Here is a 19569-nt window from a genome sequence, read left to right on the forward strand (position 1 = left end):
TGACGATTACTTGCGGGCCGCGACGATCTCGGCCGGCTGCACGGTCTGGCCGGTCTTGTTGGACCAGCTGTTCTTCGTGTACGTGATGACGGCGGCGATATCGGTGTCGCTGAGCTGCTTCCAGGCCGGCATGCCCTTGTCCAGGCGGCCATTCAGCAGCACCTGGATCTGGTCCAGATGGTTCTCGGCCAGCACGACCGGCGAGGCGTCCAGCGCCTTGATCGGGCCGGCACCGGTGCCGTCGGCCTTGTGGCAGGCCGCGCAGTTGGCGGCATAGACCTTCTCGCCGCGGGCGACCAGCGCCGCCTGCTCCCAGACCTTGCTCGGGTCGTCGGCCTTGGCGGCCAGCTTCTTCTTCTCGCCGTCCACCCACTTGGTGTAGTCCTCGGCGGACACCACCTTCACGTGGATGGGCATGTAGGCGTGTTCCTTGCCGCACAGCTCGGCGCACTGGCCGTAGTAGTCACCGACCTTCTCGGCCTTGAACCAGGTGTCGCGCACGAAGCCGGGGATGGCATCCTGCTTCACGCCGAAGGCCGGCACCATCCACGCGTGGATGACGTCGTTGGCGGTCGTGATGATGCGGATCTTCTTGTCCACCGGCACCACCAGCGGGTTGTCGACCTTCAGCAGGTAGTTGTCGACCGGGGCGGGCTTGCCGGAGTTGGACTGCTCGCGCTGCTCGGTGTCCAGCGTGGCCAGGAAGCCGATGCCCTCGCCTTCGCCCTTCAGGTAGTCATAGCCCCACTTCCACTGGTAGCCGGTGGCCTTGATGGTCACGTCGGCGTTGGTCGTGTCCTTCATCGCGACGACCACCTTGGTGGCCGGCAGCGCCATGCCGATGACGATCAGGAACGGCACGACGGTCCAGGCGATCTCAACGGCCACGCTTTCGTGGAAGTTGGCCGACACCGCGCCCTTGGATTTGCGGTGCTTGAAGATGGAATAGAACATCACGCCGAACACCGCCACGAAGATGACGAGGCAGACGATCAGCATGAAGTTGTGCAACCACATCTGGTCACGGGCGATGTTGGTCACCGGCTCGTGCAGATTGATCTGATTGACGCCCGGGCCGCCCTTGAGGTCGTTCACCGCGAAGGCCGAACCCGCTGCCAGGGCCGCCATCGCCGCCACGGCAGCCCGCTGGGCCCAGCCGCGTGAGGCGCTATGCACTCGTGCGTTCATCATCGTCATGGTTGTCACTTGGTTCTTTGAAGAGCAGGACTTGCATGTCCACCCGAAAGGCCGGACCTGTGCGCCGCGAGCGCCGCGGAGATGGGTCGGGTTTTGCCCTAGACCCTCTGTGCGGCGCGAAATTTTAGCCCAGGGGTCCCCTGCCGCCGGGGGGTGTCAGCCCCTGGGAATCACCTAGCAATCAGCCGCCGGGACGGCCTTTTTTGAGGCTGGCGCGCATCGCGTCCACCGACACAAGCGTCTCGGCAGCGACCGTCAGGCGCGGTGCTGCCTTGAAGGCGTGGCCAAACACCAGCTCCAGCGTCAGGCCCAGCCGGCCGTCGGGGCCGCGCAGCCCTTCCAGCGCCTGCCGCAGCGCCGCCTGCCAGGCCCGGCCGCGCAGGCCGGCAAACCGGCTGGGTGCCAGGTTGCCGCCCAGCGCATGCAGGTCGGCTAGCAGGCTCTCGGGGCTGGCCCAGGTCAGGCGCAGGCGCTCCTGGTCCATGACCGGGTCCGCAAAGCCGGCCTTGAGCACCAGATCGCCGATGTCGTGCATGTCCCACCAGTCTGGCGCCGGCCGGCCCCAGCCGGCGCGCGCGAACAGCGGGCGCAGCTCGACGAAGCTGTCGGGGCCCAGGCAGGAGAACATCACGAAACCGCCCACGGCGATGCTGGCCTGCCACTGCGCCAGCAGCCCCGGCAGGTCCGTGGCCGCATGCAGGGCCATGTTGGACCACAGCAGTTCCACCTCGGGCCGGGCCGGTAGCGTGTCCACACGGCCGGAGCCCGCGCCGCGCAGCTTCTGCCACCAGCCCGGCGCGCGATCCTGGGCCGCGCGTCCGGCCAGCGACGGGTCGGCCTCGTGCCACAGCAGCTCCGCCTTCGGGTAGGCCTGGCGCAGCAGCTCGGCGCTGGCACCCAGCACCGGCGTCACGTCCAGCACGCGCGCGGGCTGCAGCTTGATGAAGGGCAGGCGCTCGGCCATGCGCCGGGCCACCTCGGCGTGCAGCCAGGGCGGCTGCTCCGCCCGGGCCAGTCGACGGGCCTGATGACGCAGCGCGGCGTCATCAATGTCCTGAGGCCGCGGCCCCTTGTTTGAAGTGGGGGGGGCAGCCGGGTCACTCATGGGCCGATCAGTATATTGAGCCGATGCCTGACCGCCCGCTGGCCGCGCCCAAGCCCGCACTCGTCGAACGGGTCCTGATGCGCTGCGCCGGCCAGTGCGCCGTGTGCCGGGCTTGGAGCCACCAGACCGTCTGCGACGCCTGCCTGGCCCTGCATGCCCGGCCGCAGCCGCGCTGCTGGACCTGTGCGGCCCGGCTGCCGCTGGAACTCACGGGCCGCCCGCGCCCCCAGTGCGGGCGCTGCCTCGTCGAGGCGCCGCCACTGGACCGCACCATCGCCGCGCTGGACTACCGCTTCCCGTGGGACAGCCTGCTGCAGCACTTCAAGTACCACCAGGCACTGGACCTGCGCGAAAGCCTGCTGGGGCGGCTGAACGCCTGCCTCAACGCCGCCGACGTGCACGAGCCCGACTGGCTGCTGCCGGTGCCCTTGTCGACTGAACGGCTGCGCGAGCGCGGCTACAACCAGTCGCACGAGCTGGCGAAGGCGCTGGCCCGCCGGCGCGGCCTGCGCTGCGAGCCCGAGCTGCTGCTGCGCGTGCGCCACAACGAGCGCCAGGCCTCGCTGAAGCTGGAGGCACGCGCCGCCAACGTGCGCGGCGTCTTCGCCGTCGACCCGCTGAAGGCCGCGCGGCTGCGTGGCGCCAGCATCGCGCTGATGGACGACGTGATGACCAGCGGCGCCACGCTGTACGAACTGGCCCGCGTGCTGCTGCAGGCGGGGGTCATGAGCGTGCAGGCCTGGGTCGTCGCGCGCACGCCCGAGCCTGGGGAAGAATGAAATCCCCTCGCCCAGACTCGCATCGCTGAACGCGAGCGAGTCTGGGCGGGACCGCTCTGCGGCAGTGCCGCAGAGCTTCGGAAGGCACAGGTCGTCCACTGGACACCCTGTGTCCGGCCTCAGCCCCCGAGGGGACGGCGATGCGTTCGGCATCGAGCCGAACGCATATCGCCAGGCGGGCCGGCTTGGGGCGGCCCGGCGCTCGGCCCGAATGCACATCGATACTTCGGACCATGTTCCACATCGTCCTCGTCCATCCCGAGATCCCGCCCAACACGGGCAACGTGATCCGGCTCGCCGCCAACACCGGCTGCACGCTGCACCTCATCGAGCCGCTGGGTTTCTCGATGGAAGACCGGCTGTTGCAGCGCGCGGGGCTGGACTATCACGAGTACGCCCGCGTGCAGCGGCATGCCGACTGGGCCGCCTTCCTGGCCGCCGAGTCACCGGACGCGGCGCGGATGTTCGCGTTCACGACGCGCGGCAGCCGCCCGTTCGGCGAGGTCACCTGGCAGCCGGGCGACTGGCTGGTGTTCGGCAGTGAAACAGCCGGCCTGCCGCCCGCGTTGCGCGACGGATTTGCGCTCGAACAACGCGTCAGGCTGCCCATGCGCGAAGGCCAGCGCAGCCTCAACCTGAGCAACAGCGTGGCGGTCGCGGTGTTCGAAGCCTGGCGGCAGAACGGCTACGCCGGCGGCGGCTGAGCGCATGTCCCACGCGGTTTCCCGTCTGCGCGCCGCGCGTCTGGCCAGCGCCGACGAACCCTTCACGGCCCGCGGCGGCTTCAAGCGCGAGCGCTGCGAGGGTTGCCGGCTGGCCCCGACCCACTGCATCTGCGCCCTGCGCACGCCGATGAGCACGCGCGCGGCGGTGTGCCTGCTGATGGCCGACATCGAGCCGCTGAAGCCGACCAACACCGGCTGGCTGGTCGCGGACCTGGTGGCCGACACCTTCGCCTTCGGTTGGTCGCGAACCCGGACCGATCCCGCGCTCATCGCGCTGCTGGGCGATCCCGGCTGGGACTGCTACGTCGTGTTCCCGGGCCAGTACGCCGCGCCGGAACGCGTGGTGCACGCCGTCCAGCCGCCCACCACAGGCCCGGAAGGCGCGATGAAGCGCCCGCTGTTCATCCTGCTCGACGGCACCTGGTCCGAGGCGCGCAAGATGTTCAGCCGCAGCCCCTATCTGAACCACATGCCGGTGCTCAGTCTCGAGCCCGCCAGCACCTCGCAGTACCGATTGCGCCGGTCGCGCTGCGGCGACCACTTCTGCACGAGCGAGGTCGCCGCGCAGTGCCTGAACCTGGCGGACGACACGATGGCGGCTGACGCGCTGGATGCCTACCTGGGCGTCTTCACGCACCACTACCTGCAGGCGAAGAACCAGTTGCCCGTCGTCCCGGACGGCGCCATGCACCAGCGCCTGAAGGACGCCGTGGCCCGGCAGGCGGCGTGCATGGCTTGATCGGGCCGGGCCGCCCGAATCGCTACTCGGCCCGCGCCTCGCGACCCATCAGGGAGTCGACCGCCGCGCCGACCTGCAGCCGCCCGTCCAGCAGCGCCACCATGCCCTCGGTGATGGGCATCTCGACACCGGCGGCGCGCGCACGCGCCAGCACGGTCGGCGCGCTGTAGACGCCCTCGGCCACATGACCCAGTTGCTGCAGGATCTGCGGCAGCGCCAGCCCCTGGGCCAGCAGCAGGCCCACGCGGCGGTTGCGGGACAGGTCGCCGGTCGCCGTCAGCACCAAGTCGCCCAGGCCCGACAGGCCCATGAAGGTCTCGACCCGCGCGCCCAAGGCGACGCCCAGCCGCAGCATCTCGGCCAGGCCACGCGTGATGAGCGCGGCACGCGCATTCAGGCCAGGCGCGTCCGGCGCGGCACCCGACAGGCCGTCGCAGATGCCCACGGCGATGGCCATCACGTTCTTGACCGCTCCGCCCACCTCCACACCCACCGGGTCGGCCGAGGTGTAGACGCGCAGCCGCTCGCCATGGAAGGCGTCGACGGCGGCCTGGGCCAGATCGGCGTCCTCGCTGGCAGCCACCAGCGCCGTCGGCCGGCCCGCGGCCACCTCCTGCGCGAAGCTGGGGCCGGACAGCACGCCCACGCGCATCGCCGGCTGCAGCTCTCGCGCGATTTCGTGGCCCAGCTTGCCGGTGCCCGCCTCGAAGCCCTTGCACAGCCACAGCACGCGCTGCGTGGCGGGCAGCGCCGCCAGCGTCTCGCGCAGGCCCGACATGGGCGTGGCGATGATGGTCAGGCCTTGCGCCGCGTGGGCCACCGCCTCGCCGCGGTCGGCAGTCAGCGCGAGCGCGGCGGGCAGCTCGCTGTCAGGCAGGTAGGCCGCGTTGCGGCGGCTCGCGCGCATCTGCGCGATGGCGGCGGCGTCGCGCGCCCACAGTTGCACCGCATGGCCGGCCTGCGCGGCGCGGATGGCGAGGGCCGTGCCCCAGGCGCCGGCACCCAGAACGCTGATGTTCATCGTCGTCATCGCAGAAGTGTCGCCCATGAAAAACGCCCCGCAGCGCGGGGCGTCGTCACGAGGCGGACCCCGTTGCTCAGTTGACGGCCGAGCCGCCCTGCACGGCGCGCTGGGCCTGCTGGGCTTCGAACATCGCCTGGAAGTTCACTTCGGTCAGCAGCACGGGCGGGAAGCCGGCGCGGGTGCAGACGTCGGACACGATGGCGCGCAGGTAGGGGTAGACCATCTGCGGGCAGACGATGCCCAGGATGCCTTCGACCTGGTCCTGCGGCACGTTGCGGATCTCGAAGATGCCGGCCTGCTTGGCCTCCACCAGGAACAGCGTCTTGTCGCCGACCTTGGTGTTGACGGTGGCCGTCACGCAGACTTCGAAGATGCCGTCGGTGACGTTCTCGGCCGACAGCGTCAGGTTGATGTCGACCTGGGGCTGCTGCTGTTCCAGCAGGATGTGCGGCGCGTTGGGCTGTTCCAGCGACAGATCCTTCAGGTACATGCGCTGGATCTGGAACACGGGGGTGCCTTCGGCGGCAGCTTGGATCTCGTCGGCCATGGGACTCTTTCGGTGTCAAACAAAAGCCCGCAGACACGCTGCGGGCGGCGACTGGATTATGGGCGAGGCCTCGTGACAGCCCGCCCGGGGCTTGCCCGGGCTTGAAATCGGCCCTCGCGGCCGGAGGCGCCTCAGGCGGCCTGCAGCAGGGGCATCAGCCCGCCACGCTGGTCCAGCGCGATCAGGTCGTCACACCCCCCGACATGGGTGTCGCCAATGAAGATCTGCGGCACCGTGCGGCGGCCGGTCTTGTCCATCATGGCCTGGCGCTCTTCGGGGTTCAGGTCCACGCGGACTTCGTCGATCTGATCCACGCCACGCTGCTTGAGCAGCATCTTGGCGCGCACGCAGAACGGGCAGACCTGGGTGGTGTACATCTTCACGGGCGCCATCGCCAAACTCCTCAAGCGGTTTTCTCGACCGGCAGGCTGGCGTCACGCCAGGCCTTCAGGCCGCCTGCCAACACCTGGGCCTTCTCATAGCCCAGCTTGCGCAGCATGCCTGCGGCACGGCCGGCGCGTGCGCCGGTGGGGCACACCACCACGAGTGGCAGGGCCTTGTTGGAGGGCAGTTGCTTGTGGCCTTCAAGTTGGCCAAAGGGGATGTTGCGCGCGCCGACGGCGTGGCCCTTGGCGTACTCCTCGGGCTCGCTGACGTCGATGAGGACGCCCTTCTCGCGGTTGATGACCTGCACCGCCTGGGCCGGGGTCAACGCCGCGCCCTGCGAGCCGGACACGACCAGGGGCCACAGCAGCATGCCGCCGGACACCACGGCCGCGACGATCAGGAACCAGTTTTGGATCAGGAAGTTCAAGCGTTCACCGTCAGGACTTGGAAAAGCCCGTGATTATCGGCGAGGCCGGCCGGCCCCGCCTGACCCGGCCTCAGGAGAGCTTGAACGTCGCCACCGCCTGCTGCAGGGTGACGGCCTGCTGCTCCAGGCTGCTGGCAGCGGCGGCGGCCTGCTCGACGAGCGCGGCGTTCTGCTGCGTCATCTGGTCCAGCTGCACGACGGACGCGTTGACCTGGCCGATGCCGGTGCTCTGCTCGGTGGCCGCGGCCGTGATCTCGCCAATGATGTCGGACACGCGCTGCACGCTGGCGACGATCTCGTCCATGGTGCTGCCGGCATCCTGCACGAGGCGGGCGCCGGACTCGACCTTGTCGACGCTGGCGCCGATCAGTCCCTTGATTTCGCGGGCCGCCTCGGCGCTGCGCTGTGCGAGCGAGCGCACCTCGCCGGCCACGACCGCGAAGCCGCGGCCCTGCTCGCCGGCGCGCGCCGCCTCCACCGCGGCGTTCAACGCCAGGATGTTGGTCTGGAACGCGATACCGTCGATGGTGCCGATGATGTCGGCGATCTTCTTGGAGCTGGTGTTGATCTCGTCCATCGTCGAGACCACCTGGCTCACGACCTCGCCGCCGCGCTGCGCGACGGCTGCCGCCGAGCCGGCCAGCTGGTTGGCCTGGGCCGCGGCCTCGGCGCTCTGGCGGACGGTGTCGGTCAGCGCCTGCATGTTGCCGGCGGTCTGCTCCAGCGAGCTGGCCTGCTTTTCGGTGCGCTCGGACAGGTCCTGGTTGCCGGCGGCGATTTCGCGCGAGGCCACCGTCATCGAGTCGGTACCGGTGCGCACGTTGGCCACGATGGCCGACAGGCCGCGCGACATGTCGCGCACGGCGGCCAGCATGCTCTGCTCGGCGCCCGGCGCGACGAGGATGTCCTGCGACAGGTCGCCATCGGCCATGTGCCGCATCACGTCGCGGGCGTACTCGGGCTCACCGCCCAGCTGGCGCCACACGCCGCCGATGATCAGGAAGGAACCGCCCCCCAGGCACAGCACGACGATGACGCCACTGATGACCGTGGCCCACAGGCTGGAGGAGACGCCGCTCTGCGCACGCTCCAGGCCGGCATCGAAGCCCTCGCTGGCCTGCACGCGCGCGCTGGCGAGTTCGGACTCCAGCTTCTTCAGCGCGGCCTGCATCTTGGGAATGGCGCCCGCCTGGTCGCCCTGGCGGATGCCCAGGAACAGCTCGGCCGTCTCCACCGACGCCGAGAAGTAGGCCTCGAAGCTCTTGGTGAGCTGGCCACCGACCTCGCCCTTGCCCTCGATGCGGCCGATGGCCGCGAGCAGCTTGCGGATGCCCGCGGCGCGCTCGTTGGCCTCGTCCAGCCGCTTCTTCTCGCCCTCGGCGACGGCACTCTGGATGGTGGCGCCCAGCGCCTCCAGTTGAGCAGCGAACTGCGTGGTCGCATCCAGGTAGGGGTAGTCCACCTGGCCGACGGCGCGGATGGAGTCCGATGTTCTCGACGAGAACAACAACACCACCACGATGCCGATGGCAAAGATTGCCGCCGCCAACGCGGGGAGCAACCAGATCCGGGTCTTCACGTTCATTCGCTGTCTCCTGGGCGGGTGGGCGCACCGAGCGCCCCACGCCATCATCTGTTGTGGACGGAACTCAGTCGACGGTCAGCACGACTTTCACGCTGGCATCCACGGCAGATTTCTCGATGTAGCCGATGGCGTCCGGGTTGGCGGCCACGAACTTCTTGACTTCGGCCGAGCTGCCCAGTTCCTTGGGCGGTGTCGCCTTGCCCGAGAACACGAGCCGCGACCACGCCGCCTTGACCTGCGCGGCCTGCTTGCCGGCGACCTTGGTGTAGAACTGCTCGCGCACGGCGGAGCCTTCCGCCTGGTCGGCGGCCGCGGCCGTGGCGCCGCTGGGCAGCGTGGACGTCTTGCCCAGGAAGATGCCGGCGACCTGATCGGCCGTCATCGACGCGGCCGCGCTCTTGGGGTTCACGACGACGGCGACCTGCGCCTGCGCCGCAATCGAACAGGCAGTCAGCGCCAGGCCGGTGAGGAGATGCTTGAAATTCATGGCGTTGCTTCCTTGCTCAGAACACGGTGTCCAGCGCGACGCTGAACACGTTCACGGTCTTGCCGTTGCCCCAGTTGGCGTTGGTGGAGATGAAGTAGCCGCGGCCCTCGGGGCGGACGCTCTCCCACTGCGCCTTGAACGCAAAGTTGCGCGCGAAGTCCCAGCGGGCGCCCAGCGCCACGGTCTTCTGCGTGTGACGCTGGCCTTCGACCAGGCCGTCCACCGCCATCTTCAGCGCGGTCAGCTGCGGCGTGGCCGTGGGGATCGTGTTGTTGACATTGCTGTTCACCGTGCGGGCCTCGGACACCGTCAGGTACGGCGTCAGCGGACCGAAGCGGTGACCCACCAGCAAGTACCAGCCGTCGGTGTCGGAGAGGAACGACTTGATGCGGCGCTGCGTGTACTCGGCATTGACGAGCCACTCGCCCTGGTCCCAGGTCAGGCCCACGCCCGAGAAGCTGGCCTTGCTGTTGTTCGGGTCCAGCTGGTCGCCGACGCTGGCGAACGGCGTCGCGCGCAGCGTCGCCACCAGGCTGTTCAGCGGCGCGTTGCCCACCGTCAGCTTGCCCTCGGCATAGCCCAGGCGCAGCGTCAGGCCGGCATCGGTCTCCAGCGTGGCGTTGAAGCCAGCCATGCTCTTGACCTCGACCTTGTAGCGCTGCGACGTGTCGGAGGCCTTGCCGCCGAACACCTGGCCGGTCAGCGTGCCCACGGGCGTCGCGAGCTGGTAGCTGGCGTCGGCGCCGTCGAAGTGGCTGACGGGAACCTGGTCGTAGACGTCCTTGGGCGGGCGCAGCGCGGTGTTGGCGAAGCCCACGTCACGGAAGTCCGACACGGCGAAGAACGGCGCGCCCATGCGGCCGGCACGCACGGCCAGCGCCGGCGTCACCTGGGCCTTCAGGAAGGCCCATTCCACGCCGGGCATGAAGTTGCCCTTGCCGTTGGACTTGGTCAGCACCTGGACGGTGCCCGAGAACATGTTGTTGAACTTGGCGCCCACCTGCACGCCCAGCTTGCTGTCGACCTCGGCGCTCGGGTCCTTGTCGGCACCGCGCACCTGGCCGAACAGCGCGTACTGCCCGTCATCGGTGCTGGTGCGCACCAGGCCCAGCGTGCCGAAGCCCGACAGCGAGAACATGCTGTCGGCGGCGGAAGCACCACCGGCCACCAGGGCCAGCAGCAGGGGAAGCAGACGATGTCGGGCTTGGACCATCATGAGTTGACTCCTTGAGTGGCCACGGCGGGCCTTGTTTGCTCGGGAAAACCCGGATTATTCGGAGTCAACAAACGTTTGCGTCGCCTCTGCCAAGCGGGAACGCGCACTGATTCACAGTCGAAGGCCACTTCTGATCGAGGCGTCGCGGCCTCCCTACAATTTCAGCTGCCTTCATCCATTTCTCAGCCCATGTACAAGCTCGTCCTCATCCGCCACGGCGAATCGACCTGGAATCTCGAAAACCGCTTCACCGGCTGGACCGATGTGGACCTGACCCCCACCGGCGTGGAGCAGGCCAAGAGCGCCGGCCGCCTGCTGAAAGAAGCCGGCTACGACTTCGACATCGCCTACACGTCCGTGCTCAAGCGCGCCGTGTGGACGCTGTGGCACGCGCTTGACCAGATGGACCGCACCTGGCTGCCCGTGCGCCACGCCTGGCGCCTGAACGAGCGCCACTACGGTGGCCTGCAGGGGCTGAACAAGGCCGACATGGCCAAGCAGTATGGTGACGAGCAGGTGCTGATCTGGCGCCGCAGCTACGACACGCCGCCGCCGGCACTGGAGCCGACGGACCCGCGCAGCGAGCGCAGCGACGTGCGCTACGCCAAGCTGGACCCGAACGACATTCCGCTGACCGAGTGCCTGAAGGACACGGTCGCCCGCGTGCTGCCGTTCTGGAACGAGACCGTGGCGCCCGCCATCCAGGGCGGCCAGCGCGTGCTGATCGCCGCGCACGGCAACAGCATCCGCGCGCTGGTGAAGTACCTGGACGGCATCGCCGACGACGCCATCGTCAGCGTCAACATCCCCAACGGCATCCCGCTCGTCTACGAACTGGACGCGAACCTGAAGCCCATCAAGAGCTACTACCTGGGCGACGCCGAAGCCGCCGCCAAGGCAGCGGCGGCCGTGGCCGCGCAAGGCAAGACGGCAGCCTAAGCGGCCGCCGTGGGCAAGGCCTGACCCACGGCTGACATCACCTCGTCGACGCTGGACCACTCACCCGGTCCGCGTTGCATGAGCGTGACTGTCGAACCCCACGGCGCCCAGCGCGCCGCATCCACCGGGCCCCAGATGCTCAGCAGCCGCGCGCCGACGCCCGCGGCCATGTGCGCGGGGCCCGTGTCGTTGGCGACGACAACACCGGCAAGTTGCAGCAGCGCGTTGTAGACGCCCAGCGCCACGCCATCCAGCCGCGTCGCGTCCGGGTAGAGCTGCTTCGAGCCCTCCACCTCCGCCGGCCCCGGCACGATGACGATAGGTCGGCCCGCGGCCTGCAGGCGGCGCACGAACTCCGGGAAGGCCGGCCAGCTGCGGTCCAGGAATTCCACCTTGCCGTTGGCGAACGGGCAGATCAGCACGTAGCGCCCCGGCTCGATGCCATGCTGGGCCAGCAGCGCCCGCGCCTGCTCGCGCTGCGCGTCGGTCACCGTCATGCGGATGTCCGCCGGCGGCTGGGCCTCGACGGCCAGGAAGTCGCAGGCCAGCTCCCAATACTCCTTCAGCGTGTGCCGGCCCTCGCGGCGCAGGTGGCCGCGCTGCATCAGCCAGGTGCGGCCGTCGCCCGCATGGCCCTCGGCCTTCAGGCCGGCCAGCCGGGCGTCCAGCGCGGCCGAGAACGCGTACGGGAACAGCAAGGTGTTGGAGCGCCGGTCGAAGCCGGGGTCCTCGGCGCTGAAGCGCTGGCGCAGCTCGCGCAGCTGCGCGATGCGGTCGGCCAGCTTGGCCGGGCGCACATGCACCGCCCAGCCCTCGGCCTCCAGCAACCCGCGCGCCCAGCCCTTGCCCACCAGCTCCAGCCGGTAGCCGTGGCTCTGCAGCAGGCGCAGTGCCGGCAGGCTCAGCACCGTGTCGCCGACGAAGTTGCGCAGGCGCACGATGAGGGGCTTGGCGTCGGGGCGGGCTTCTATCATCGGCAGATCTTCAAAGTGGCGCGGGATTCTCCCCCGCAATTCATGAGCTCACTGCCCTCCTCCGCCGCCGTCATCGCCGCGCACGACGCGGCGCTTGCCGCCCCGCCCACGCCCGTCGACGCACACGACCTCACGGGCTGGATCGCCGTCAACCATTTCCACAACCGCAGCCTGTGGGCGCAGGAAGACCTGGCCCGCCGCACGCAGGCACCGGACGCGGAGATCGTCGCCAACAAGCGCGCCATCGACCGCCACAACCAGGCCCGCAACGACGCCATCGAGCGCATCGACGAGTTCCTGCTGTCGGCGCTGGGCCTCGTGGACCCGGCCACCATCGGCAGCGCGCTGCCGGTGTCCACCGTCGCGCCCGGCGCGCGGCTGAACAGCGAGACGGCAGGCTCCATGCTGGACCGCATCTCCATCCTGGGCCTGAAGATCGCCGCGATGCGCGAGCAGACACTGCGCACCGACGTGGACGACGCCCATCGCCAGGCCTGCACGGAACGGCTGCAGCGCCTCATCCAGCAGCGCGCCGACCTGGGCGCCTGCTTCGACGAGCTGTTGGCCGACGCCCACGCCGGCCGGGCCTACTTCAAGGTCTACCGCCAGTTCAAGATGTACAACGACCCGCGGCTGAACCCGGCGCTGGTGGCGGAGCGCAAGTGATAGCGCCGCGCTTCGCGGCCAACCTCGACTGGCTGTACGCGGAGCACGCCTACCTGGACCGGCCCGGCGCCGCACGAGCCGACGGCTTCACGGCCGTGGAGCTGCAGCAGCCGCAGCTGCACGATGCGGCGGCACTGAAGGCGGCGCTGGGCGACCTGCGCGTCGTGCTCATCAACGCGCCCGCGGGCGACTGGGCCGCGGGAGAGCGCGGCTTCGCCGCCCTGCCCGGCCGCGAGGCCGAGTTCCGCGACACGACCCTGCGCGGGCTTGAACTCGCCACCCGGCTGGGCGCCTCCCGCGTGCATCTGCTGTCGGGGCTGGCCGAGGACGGCGAATCGACACGCGCCACCTGGCTGGACAACCTGGCCTGGGCTGCTGAGCAGTCGACGCTGCCGCTGACGGTGGAGCCCATCAACCGGCGCGACATGCCCGGCTACTTCCTGCACCGCCAGGCCCAGGCGCTGGAACTGCTGGCCGCGCTGGGCTCACCGCGCGTGCGGCTGCAGCTGGACCTCTACCACTGCCGGGTCGCCGAAGGTGAGTCGCTGGCACACCTGGCGCGTGCGCTGGACCTCGGCGTGCTGGGCCATGTGCAGGTTGCCGGCGTGGCTGGCCGCCACGAGCCCAAGGCGGGCGAGTACGCGGCCGAACTGACGCTGCTGGCCGCGCGTGGCTGGCCGGGTGCGGTGGGGCTGGAGTACCGGCCTCACGCCGGCACGTCGGCCGGGCTGGGCTGGCTCACAGCCGCGCGCTGATCGCGGCGCGCAGCGTCTCGCCCAGCGCACGGCGGTCCTGCCCCGCCGTGGCGACGCTGGGCAGGATCTGCACCTCGATGCCCAGGCCGCGCGCCGACGCGATGGCCCACAGGCTCTGCACCAGCGTCGTGTTGCCGATGAAGCGGGCCGCCGTGCTGAAGCGCTCGCCGGGCTGGTGCCAGCGCAGCACGACAGGCAGCACCGCCGCGTCGGTGGACACGGCCGCCTGCAGCAGGTTGGCGTGAAACGGCAGCAGCTCGGGGCCGGCGCCGGTCGTGCCCTCGGGGAACACGGCCACGCAGTCGCCGGCCTGCAGCGCGGCGGCGGTCTGGTGCACCACGCGAAGCGCGTCGCGCTTGCTGGTGCGCTCGATGAACAGCGTGCCCACGCCCTCCACGAGCGCGCCCACCAGCGGCCAGTGCTTCACGTCGGCCTTGGACACGAAGCGCGCCTGCGGCAGCACCGCGTGCACGGCGGCGATGTCCAGCCACGAGACATGGTTGGCCACCAGCAGATGCCCGGCGGGCAGCGCCTGGCCTTCGGCCTTCAGCGTGATGCCCAGGATGCGCAGCGTCTTCAGCGACCACCACTGGATGAGCTGGTGCCGCTCGGCCGAGGTCAGCCGCTCGAAGCGGCGCTTGACGAGCCACAGCCCGTGTAGCACATGCGGCACGAGGCGAGCGAGGCGCCAGACGGCACGCATCAGGCCTCCCGCCCGGCGGCGCCAAGAGCGGCTGCGCCCCCTCGGGGGGCAGCGAGCGACGCGCGCATGGGGGCCTTCATTCTTTTTCGAACGCCACGTGGCCGGCCACCAGCGTGCAGCGCACACGCGCCGGCAGCTCGAAGCCCGTGCGCTCGAACGCGAACGGCGTGTGCTTGCCCTGGCTGGCGAGCTGCTCGGGCGTGACGGCCCAGCTGGCGCCGGCGTCGAACACGCAGACGTCGGCGACGCCGCCCTCCACAAGGCGGCCGGCGCTGGCGGCCAGCGAGCCCAAGGCGCCGCCCATCACGCGCACCGGCTCGGCGGTGACGACGGCCAGCGCGCGCTGCAGCGGCAGGTCGGCGTCGCGCGCCCAGCGCAGCGCCAGGCTCAGCAGCAGCTCCAGCCCTGTGGCGCCAGGCGTGGCCTCGGCGAACGGCACGGCCTTCTCGTCGGTCGTCACCGGCATGTGGTCGGACACCAGCGCGTCGATGGTGCCGTCGGCCAGGCCGGCGCGCAGCGCATCACGGTCGCGGCCCTGGCGCAGCGGCGGCGTCAGGCGCATGGCGGAGTCGAAGTAGCCGATGTCCACGTCGCTGAGGTGCAGCGAGTTGATGGACACATCGGCCGTGACGGGCAGGCCTTCCTTCTTGGCCGTGCGCACGAGCTCGACGCCGGCGGCACTGCTGAGGCGGCAGATGTGCACACGCGCGCCGGTCGCGCGCACCAGCTCGAAGAGGGTGTGCAGTGCAATCGTCTCGGCACTGACCGGCACACCGGACAGGCCCAGCCGCGTCGCGACCGAACCACTGGCGGCGACGCCGCCGCCCAGCCAGGCGTCCTGCGGGCGCAGCCAGACGGTGTAGCCGTAGGTCGCCGCGTACTGCAGCGCGCGGCTCAGCACGACGGTGTCCTTGATGGGCACCTCGGCCTGCGAGAAGCCAATGCAGCCGGCCTCCGTCAGCTCGGCCATCTCGGTCAGCGCGGTGCCGCCCAGCTGGCGCGTCAGCGCGCCGAGCGGGAACAGGCGGCAGCGGCTGAGCTTGCGGGCGCGGAACTTCAGCATCTCCACCAGGCCGGGCTCGTCGAGCACGGGGTCGGTGTCGGGCGGGCAGACCAGGCTGGTCACGCCGCCGGCCGCGGCCGCCGCAAGCTCGCTCTCCAGCAGGCCTTCGTGCTCGTGGCCGGGCTCGCGCAGGCGGGCGCACAGGTCCACGAGGCCGGGCGCGACGATGAGGCCGGTGGCGTCGATGGTGCGGTCGGCGGTGAAATCGGTCGCGTCGCCCAGCTTGACGATGCGGCCGTTGGCGATGGCCAGGTCACCGGTGCGGTCCAGGTTGCTGGCCGGGTCGATGAGGCGGCCGTTCTTGATGAGGATCTTCATGCTTCGTTCCCTGCGAGGATGGCCATGACAGCCATTCGGACAGCGATGCCGAATGTCACTTGAGGAAGGATGACGCTGCTCTTGCCGTCCGCCACCTCAGACGCGATTTCCACGCCGCGGTTGATGGGCCCCGGGTGCATGACGATGGCGTCGGGCTTGGCCAGCGCCAGCTTGTCCGGCGTCAGGCCGAAGTGCTTGAAGAACTCGCCGCTGCTGGGCAGCATGCCGCCGTTCATGCGCTCGTTCTGCAGGCGCAGCATGATGATGACGTCGGCGTCCTTCACGCCCTCGGCCATGTCGTGGCAGACACGCACGCCCATGTCGCGCAGGTCGCCGGGCACCAGCGTCTTGGGGCCCACCGCGCGGATCTCGGGCACGCCCAGGATGTTCAGCGCATGGATGTCGGAGCGGGCCACGCGCGAGTGAACGATGTCGCCGACGATGGCCACCGTCAGGTTGCGGAAGTCCTTCTTGAAGTGCCGGATCGTGTACATGTCCAGCAGGCCCTGCGTCGGGTGCGCATGGCGGCCGTCGCCGGCGTTCACGACATGCACATGCGGCGCGCAGTGCTGGGCGATCAGGTGCGGCGCGCCGCTCTCGCTGTGCCGCACGACGAACATGTCGGCGTGCATCGCGCTGAGGTTGGCCACCGTGTCCAGCAGCGTCTCGCCCTTGGCGGTGGAGCTGCGCGCGATGTCCAGGTTGATGACGTCGGCGGACAGGCGCTTGGCGGCGATCTCGAAGGTCGTGCGGGTGCGCGTGCTGTTTTCGAAGAACAGGTTGAACACCGACTTGCCGCGCAGCAGCGGCACCTTCTTGACCTCGCGGTCGTTGACGGACAGGAAGCTGCCGGCGGTGTCCAGGATCTGCTCGACGACCGCGCGCGGCAGGCCTTCGATGGACAGCAGGTGGATCAGCTCGCCGTGCTTGTTCAGCTGGGGATTTCGCTTGCTGAGCATCACTTCACCTCAAAGGCAAATCGGCCATCGTCGCTGCGCGCCAGGCGCAGGCTCTGGTCGGCGTTGAGCGTCACGCGCGCCGCCGAGAAGGCGGGCTCGATGGGCAGCTCGCGGCCGCCGCGGTCCACCAGCACCGCCAGCTGCACGCGCGCCGGGCGGCCGTAGTCGAACAGCTCGTTGATGACCGCCCGCGTCGTGCGGCCGGTGTAGAGCACGTCGTCGATGAGCAGGATGTCGCGGCCGTTCACGTCGAACGGCAGCTTGGTGTGGTCGGCCTTGGCCAGGCCGCGTGACCCGAAGTCGTCGCGGTGCATGGCGCTGGAGATGGTGCCGCAGGCCAGGCCCAGGTCGACCGCCAGACGCTCGGCCAGCCACGCGCCGCCGCTCCAGATGCCCACGAGGGCGGTATCCGACGTCAGCAGCCGCTGCACGCCTTTCTTCAGTTCGAGGTACAGCGCCTCGGCATCGAGCAGCAATTCACTCATGGGTGTTCTCTAAAAAACTGTTCCAGGATCAGTGCGGCGGCGGCGGCGTCCACATCGCGGGCGCCCTGGGCCTCGGCCTCGACGCTGGTGTAGCGCTCGTCCACCTCGAAGACCGGCAGGTGGTAGCGGCCGGACAACCGGCGGCCGAAGTTCTGCGCCTTGGCGGTCATCTCGTGCGGCGCGCCGTCGGGGTGGCGTGGCACACCGATGACGAGCGCGTCGGGCTGCCAGGTCTTGATGAGGTCTGCTATGGCGGGGAAGTCGCCGCCCTTCAGCGTGCCGCGCGGCTCGGCCGAGCCCAGCAGCCGCGTGCCGGAGGCCACGCCGATGCGGCGCAGGCCGAAATCAAAAGCAAGAAAGGACTGGTGGGCCGGCGTGAGGGCAGGAGCCATCATCAGGCGTGGCCCGCATCCGCGCTGAGCATGCGCGGGTCGATGCCCAGCAGGCCCAGGGCCTTCTCGTAGCGCTGCTCCACCGGCGTGTCGAAGATGATGGCCGGCGACGCGTCCACGGTGAGCCAGCCGTTGCGGCCGATCTCTTCCTCCAGCTGACCCGCGGCCCAGCCGCTGTAGCCCAGCGTGACGAGCAGCTTCTTGGGGCCGGCGCCGTTGGACAGCGCCTCCAGCACGTCGCGGCTGGTGGTCATCTCCAGGCCGCCGGGCACGGCCAGCGTGGCGTTGTAGTGGCCGCCCTGCTCGTCCAGCGGCTCGTGCAGCACGAACCCGCGGTCGGTCTGCACCGGGCCGCCGTAGAAGACGGGGCTCTCCGCCAGCGCCTCGGCGGGCGGGCTGAGCTCCACCTTTTCGAAAAGGTTGCCCAGCGTCAGCGAGATCGGTTTGTTGATGACCAGGCCCAGCGCGCCGTTGTCGTTGTGCTCGCAGAGGTAGACCACCGTGCCTGCGAAAGCCTCGTCGGCCATGCCGGGCATGGCGATGAGGAATTGGTTGGTCAGGACGATCCGGTCGGCGGGCATGCGCAGCATTTTATTCTGCGGGTATGAAACCTCCTCAGGAACGCATGCAAAGCGCCCTCGTCTGGTTCCGCCGCGACCTGCGCATGGACGATCACGCGGCGCTCTACCGCGCGCTGACCCGCGCCGGCCAGGTGTTCTGCGCCTTCGTGCTGGACCGCGACATCCTCGACGCCCTGCCCCGTGCGGACCGCCGGGTCGAGTTCATCCTCGGCGCGCTCGCCGTGCTGGACGCCGACCTGCGCCAGCGGGGCGGCGCGCTCATCGTGCGCCACGGGTGCGCGGCCGACGAGATCCCGAAGCTGGCCGCCGAGCTGGGCGTGCAGGCGGTGTTCACCAACCATGACGACGAACCCCAGGCGCTGCAGCGCGACGCACGCGTCGCCGAGCTGCTGGGCACCTTCGGCGTGGCGCTGCACACGTTCAAGGATCACGTCATCTTCGAGCGCCGCGAGGTGATGACGGCCGCCGGCGGCGCCTACGGCGTGTTCACGCCCTACAAGAACGCGTGGCTGAAGAAGGTCAACGAGTTCTACCTGAGCAGCTACCCGGTCGAGCGGCACACGCACGCGCTGGCGACGACACCGCTGGCCACCGGCGTGCCGGCGCTGGCGGACATCGGCTTCCAGCCCGCCGGGCTGAGCGCCCACCTGGGCCAGGGCAGCCGCGGCGCGCACGCGCTGCTGGACGATTTCCTGGACCGCATCGGCGACTACGGCGACCGGCGCGACTTCCCCGCCGTGAAGGGCCCCAGCTACCTCAGCGTGCACCTGCGCTTCGGCACGGTGTCCATCCGCCACCTGGCGCGCCTGGCCCACCAGCGCATGCAGGGCGGCGACCATGGCGCCGAGGTGTGGCTGTCGGAGCTGATCTGGCGCGACTTCTATCACCAGGTCATGCACCACCATCCGCACGCGATGACAGCCGCCTTCCGGCCGGAGTACGACGCCATTGCATGGGAGAACGGCCCCCACGCCGACGCGCTGTTCGCCGCGTGGTGCGAGGGCCGCACCGGCTTCCCGCTGGTGGATGCCGCGATGCGCCAGCTCAGCCAGACCGGCTATATGCACAACCGGCTGCGCATGGTGGCGGCCAGCTTCCTGACCAAGGACCTCGGGCTGGACTGGCGCCGCGGCGAGGCCTGGTTCGCGCAGCAGCTGCTGGACTTCGACCTGGCCGCCAACAACGGTGGCTGGCAGTGGGCCAGCAGCAGCGGCTGCGACGCCCAGCCCTACTTCCGCATCTTCAACCCCACGAGCCAGAGCGAGAAGTTCGACGCCGAGGGCCGCTTCATCCGCCGCTACTGCCCGGAGCTGGCCGGGCTGGACAACAAGGCCGTCCACGCGCCGTGGGAGCGCGCGCCGCTGGCGATGCAGGGGGTGGACTATCCGCGCCCGGTCGTCGATCACGCCGTTGCCCGCGAGCGCACGCTGGCACGCTACGCGGCCGTGAAAAGCCGGGCGCTGCCCTAGACATCGTGCGTCGGCGCCGAGCATGCCCTGATGCGATCGGACCTGGC

23 protein-coding genes are annotated in these 19569 nt (G+C 70.0%); 7 read left to right on the forward strand and 16 right to left on the reverse strand.

The genetic code is table 11. From position 1 onward, the window contains the following. Positions 1-6: 6 nt before the first annotated feature. Both coxB and AC1Q7O_RS20395 read right to left on the reverse strand, forming a co-directional pair. Complete coding sequence (coxB, locus tag AC1Q7O_RS20390; protein ID WP_492657721.1) at positions 7-1197, reverse strand: cytochrome c oxidase subunit II; 1191 nt, start codon at positions 1195-1197, stop codon at positions 7-9. A 181-nt stretch (positions 1198-1378) separates the two neighbouring features. Further along, entirely contained in the window at positions 1379-2161 is a 783-nt protein-coding gene (locus AC1Q7O_RS20395; protein WP_492657722.1) for a class I SAM-dependent methyltransferase, read from the reverse strand. Between the two features lie 164 nt (positions 2162-2325). Here AC1Q7O_RS20395 and AC1Q7O_RS20400 point away from each other — a divergent pair, with 164 nt between their 5' ends. From AC1Q7O_RS20400 to AC1Q7O_RS20410, 3 genes are all read left to right on the forward strand, one after another. Beyond that, positions 2326-3081: a ComF family protein gene (locus AC1Q7O_RS20400; protein WP_492657723.1), complete on the forward strand. Its 756-nt coding sequence runs from the start codon at positions 2326-2328 to the stop codon at positions 3079-3081. A gap of 233 nt (positions 3082-3314) precedes the next feature. Continuing rightward, positions 3315-3785, forward strand: a complete 471-nt coding sequence (gene trmL, locus AC1Q7O_RS20405) for a tRNA (uridine(34)/cytosine(34)/5-carboxymethylaminomethyluridine(34)-2'-O)-methyltransferase TrmL (RefSeq protein WP_492657724.1) — start codon at positions 3315-3317, stop codon at positions 3783-3785. Between the two features lie 4 nt (positions 3786-3789). Next, positions 3790-4545 carry a tRNA-uridine aminocarboxypropyltransferase gene (locus AC1Q7O_RS20410; RefSeq protein WP_492657725.1) on the forward strand — a complete coding sequence of 252 codons (756 nt, stop codon included), beginning with the start codon at positions 3790-3792 and terminating at the stop codon, positions 4543-4545. Positions 4546-4567: 22 nt separating this feature from the next. Here the strand turns inward: AC1Q7O_RS20410 and AC1Q7O_RS20415 are convergent, their stop codons facing one another. The 7 genes from AC1Q7O_RS20415 to AC1Q7O_RS20445 form a co-directional block, all read right to left on the reverse strand. Continuing rightward, the gene (locus tag AC1Q7O_RS20415; RefSeq protein ID WP_492657726.1) at positions 4568-5566 is read right to left on the reverse strand and encodes an NAD(P)H-dependent glycerol-3-phosphate dehydrogenase; all 999 of its coding nucleotides are present in this window, start codon (positions 5564-5566) and stop codon (positions 4568-4570) included. Positions 5567-5642: 76 nt separating this feature from the next. Continuing rightward, entirely contained in the window at positions 5643-6116 is a 474-nt protein-coding gene (gene secB, locus AC1Q7O_RS20420) for a protein-export chaperone SecB (protein ID WP_056875037.1), read from the reverse strand. A gap of 131 nt (positions 6117-6247) precedes the next feature. Beyond that, positions 6248-6508, reverse strand: a complete 261-nt coding sequence (gene grxC / locus AC1Q7O_RS20425) for a glutaredoxin 3 (RefSeq protein WP_492657727.1) — start codon at positions 6506-6508, stop codon at positions 6248-6250. Between the two features lie 11 nt (positions 6509-6519). Beyond that, positions 6520-6930: a rhodanese-like domain-containing protein gene (locus tag AC1Q7O_RS20430; RefSeq protein ID WP_492657728.1), complete on the reverse strand. Its 411-nt coding sequence runs from the start codon at positions 6928-6930 to the stop codon at positions 6520-6522. Between the two features lie 70 nt (positions 6931-7000). Continuing rightward, complete coding sequence (locus AC1Q7O_RS20435) at positions 7001-8515, reverse strand: methyl-accepting chemotaxis protein (protein WP_492657729.1); 1515 nt, start codon at positions 8513-8515, stop codon at positions 7001-7003. A 64-nt stretch (positions 8516-8579) separates the two neighbouring features. Next, on the reverse strand, positions 8580-9002 hold the full coding sequence (locus AC1Q7O_RS20440) for a type 2 periplasmic-binding domain-containing protein (protein ID WP_492657730.1): 423 nt from the start codon (positions 9000-9002) through the stop codon (positions 8580-8582). A gap of 16 nt (positions 9003-9018) precedes the next feature. Continuing rightward, positions 9019-10218 carry a porin gene (locus AC1Q7O_RS20445; RefSeq protein WP_492657731.1) on the reverse strand — a complete coding sequence of 400 codons (1200 nt, stop codon included), beginning with the start codon at positions 10216-10218 and terminating at the stop codon, positions 9019-9021. Positions 10219-10407: 189 nt separating this feature from the next. Between AC1Q7O_RS20445 and gpmA the strand changes: the two genes are divergently transcribed. Then, positions 10408-11157 (forward strand): 2,3-diphosphoglycerate-dependent phosphoglycerate mutase, encoded by a 750-nt coding sequence (gpmA, locus tag AC1Q7O_RS20450; RefSeq protein ID WP_492657732.1) that lies wholly within the window; start codon positions 10408-10410, stop codon positions 11155-11157. On the opposite strand, the gene AC1Q7O_RS20455 is transcribed toward gpmA, so the two are convergent. After that, positions 11154-12131 (reverse strand): glycosyltransferase family 9 protein, encoded by a 978-nt coding sequence (locus AC1Q7O_RS20455; protein ID WP_492657733.1) that lies wholly within the window; start codon positions 12129-12131, stop codon positions 11154-11156. The genes gpmA and AC1Q7O_RS20455 overlap by 4 nt on opposite strands. A 42-nt stretch (positions 12132-12173) precedes the next feature. Here AC1Q7O_RS20455 and AC1Q7O_RS20460 point away from each other — a divergent pair, with 42 nt between their 5' ends. Together AC1Q7O_RS20460 and AC1Q7O_RS20465 are read left to right on the forward strand one after the other, a co-directional pair. After that, positions 12174-12797, forward strand: coding sequence for a DUF4254 domain-containing protein (locus AC1Q7O_RS20460; protein WP_492657734.1), 624 nt, complete (start codon positions 12174-12176; stop codon positions 12795-12797). Beyond that, a complete protein-coding gene (locus tag AC1Q7O_RS20465) occupies positions 12794-13552 on the forward strand; it encodes a hydroxypyruvate isomerase family protein (RefSeq protein ID WP_492657735.1) in 759 nt (252 codons plus the stop codon). Before AC1Q7O_RS20460 ends, AC1Q7O_RS20465 begins: the two co-directional genes overlap by 4 nt. Here the strand turns inward: AC1Q7O_RS20465 and AC1Q7O_RS20470 are convergent. The 6 genes from AC1Q7O_RS20470 to AC1Q7O_RS20495 form a co-directional block, all read right to left on the reverse strand. Beyond that, positions 13536-14255 (reverse strand): lysophospholipid acyltransferase family protein, encoded by a 720-nt coding sequence (locus AC1Q7O_RS20470; RefSeq protein WP_492657736.1) that lies wholly within the window; start codon positions 14253-14255, stop codon positions 13536-13538. The genes AC1Q7O_RS20465 and AC1Q7O_RS20470 overlap by 17 nt on opposite strands. Before the next feature lie 76 nt (positions 14256-14331). Then, positions 14332-15636, reverse strand: a complete 1305-nt coding sequence (locus AC1Q7O_RS20475; protein WP_492657737.1) for a dihydroorotase — start codon at positions 15634-15636, stop codon at positions 14332-14334. Continuing rightward, the gene (locus AC1Q7O_RS20480) at positions 15633-16595 is read right to left on the reverse strand and encodes an aspartate carbamoyltransferase catalytic subunit (protein WP_268165264.1); all 963 of its coding nucleotides are present in this window, start codon (positions 16593-16595) and stop codon (positions 15633-15635) included. Before AC1Q7O_RS20480 ends, AC1Q7O_RS20475 begins: the two co-directional genes overlap by 4 nt. Then, complete coding sequence (gene pyrR / locus AC1Q7O_RS20485; protein ID WP_492657738.1) at positions 16595-17080, reverse strand: bifunctional pyr operon transcriptional regulator/uracil phosphoribosyltransferase PyrR; 486 nt, start codon at positions 17078-17080, stop codon at positions 16595-16597. The genes AC1Q7O_RS20480 and pyrR overlap by 1 nt, the downstream gene beginning before the upstream one ends. Next, complete coding sequence (ruvX, locus tag AC1Q7O_RS20490; protein ID WP_492662736.1) at positions 17077-17472, reverse strand: Holliday junction resolvase RuvX; 396 nt, start codon at positions 17470-17472, stop codon at positions 17077-17079. Before ruvX ends, pyrR begins: the two co-directional genes overlap by 4 nt. 2 nt (positions 17473-17474) lie before the next feature. Then, positions 17475-18059, reverse strand: a complete 585-nt coding sequence (locus AC1Q7O_RS20495) for a YqgE/AlgH family protein (RefSeq protein WP_492657780.1) — start codon at positions 18057-18059, stop codon at positions 17475-17477. A 38-nt stretch (positions 18060-18097) separates the two neighbouring features. Between AC1Q7O_RS20495 and AC1Q7O_RS20500 the strand changes: the two genes are divergently transcribed. Further along, complete coding sequence (locus tag AC1Q7O_RS20500; RefSeq protein WP_492657740.1) at positions 18098-19522, forward strand: cryptochrome/photolyase family protein; 1425 nt, start codon at positions 18098-18100, stop codon at positions 19520-19522. The last annotated feature ends 47 nt before the right edge of the window (positions 19523-19569 follow it).

This window comes from Roseateles sp. GW823-FHT07B05, assembly GCF_058794515.1.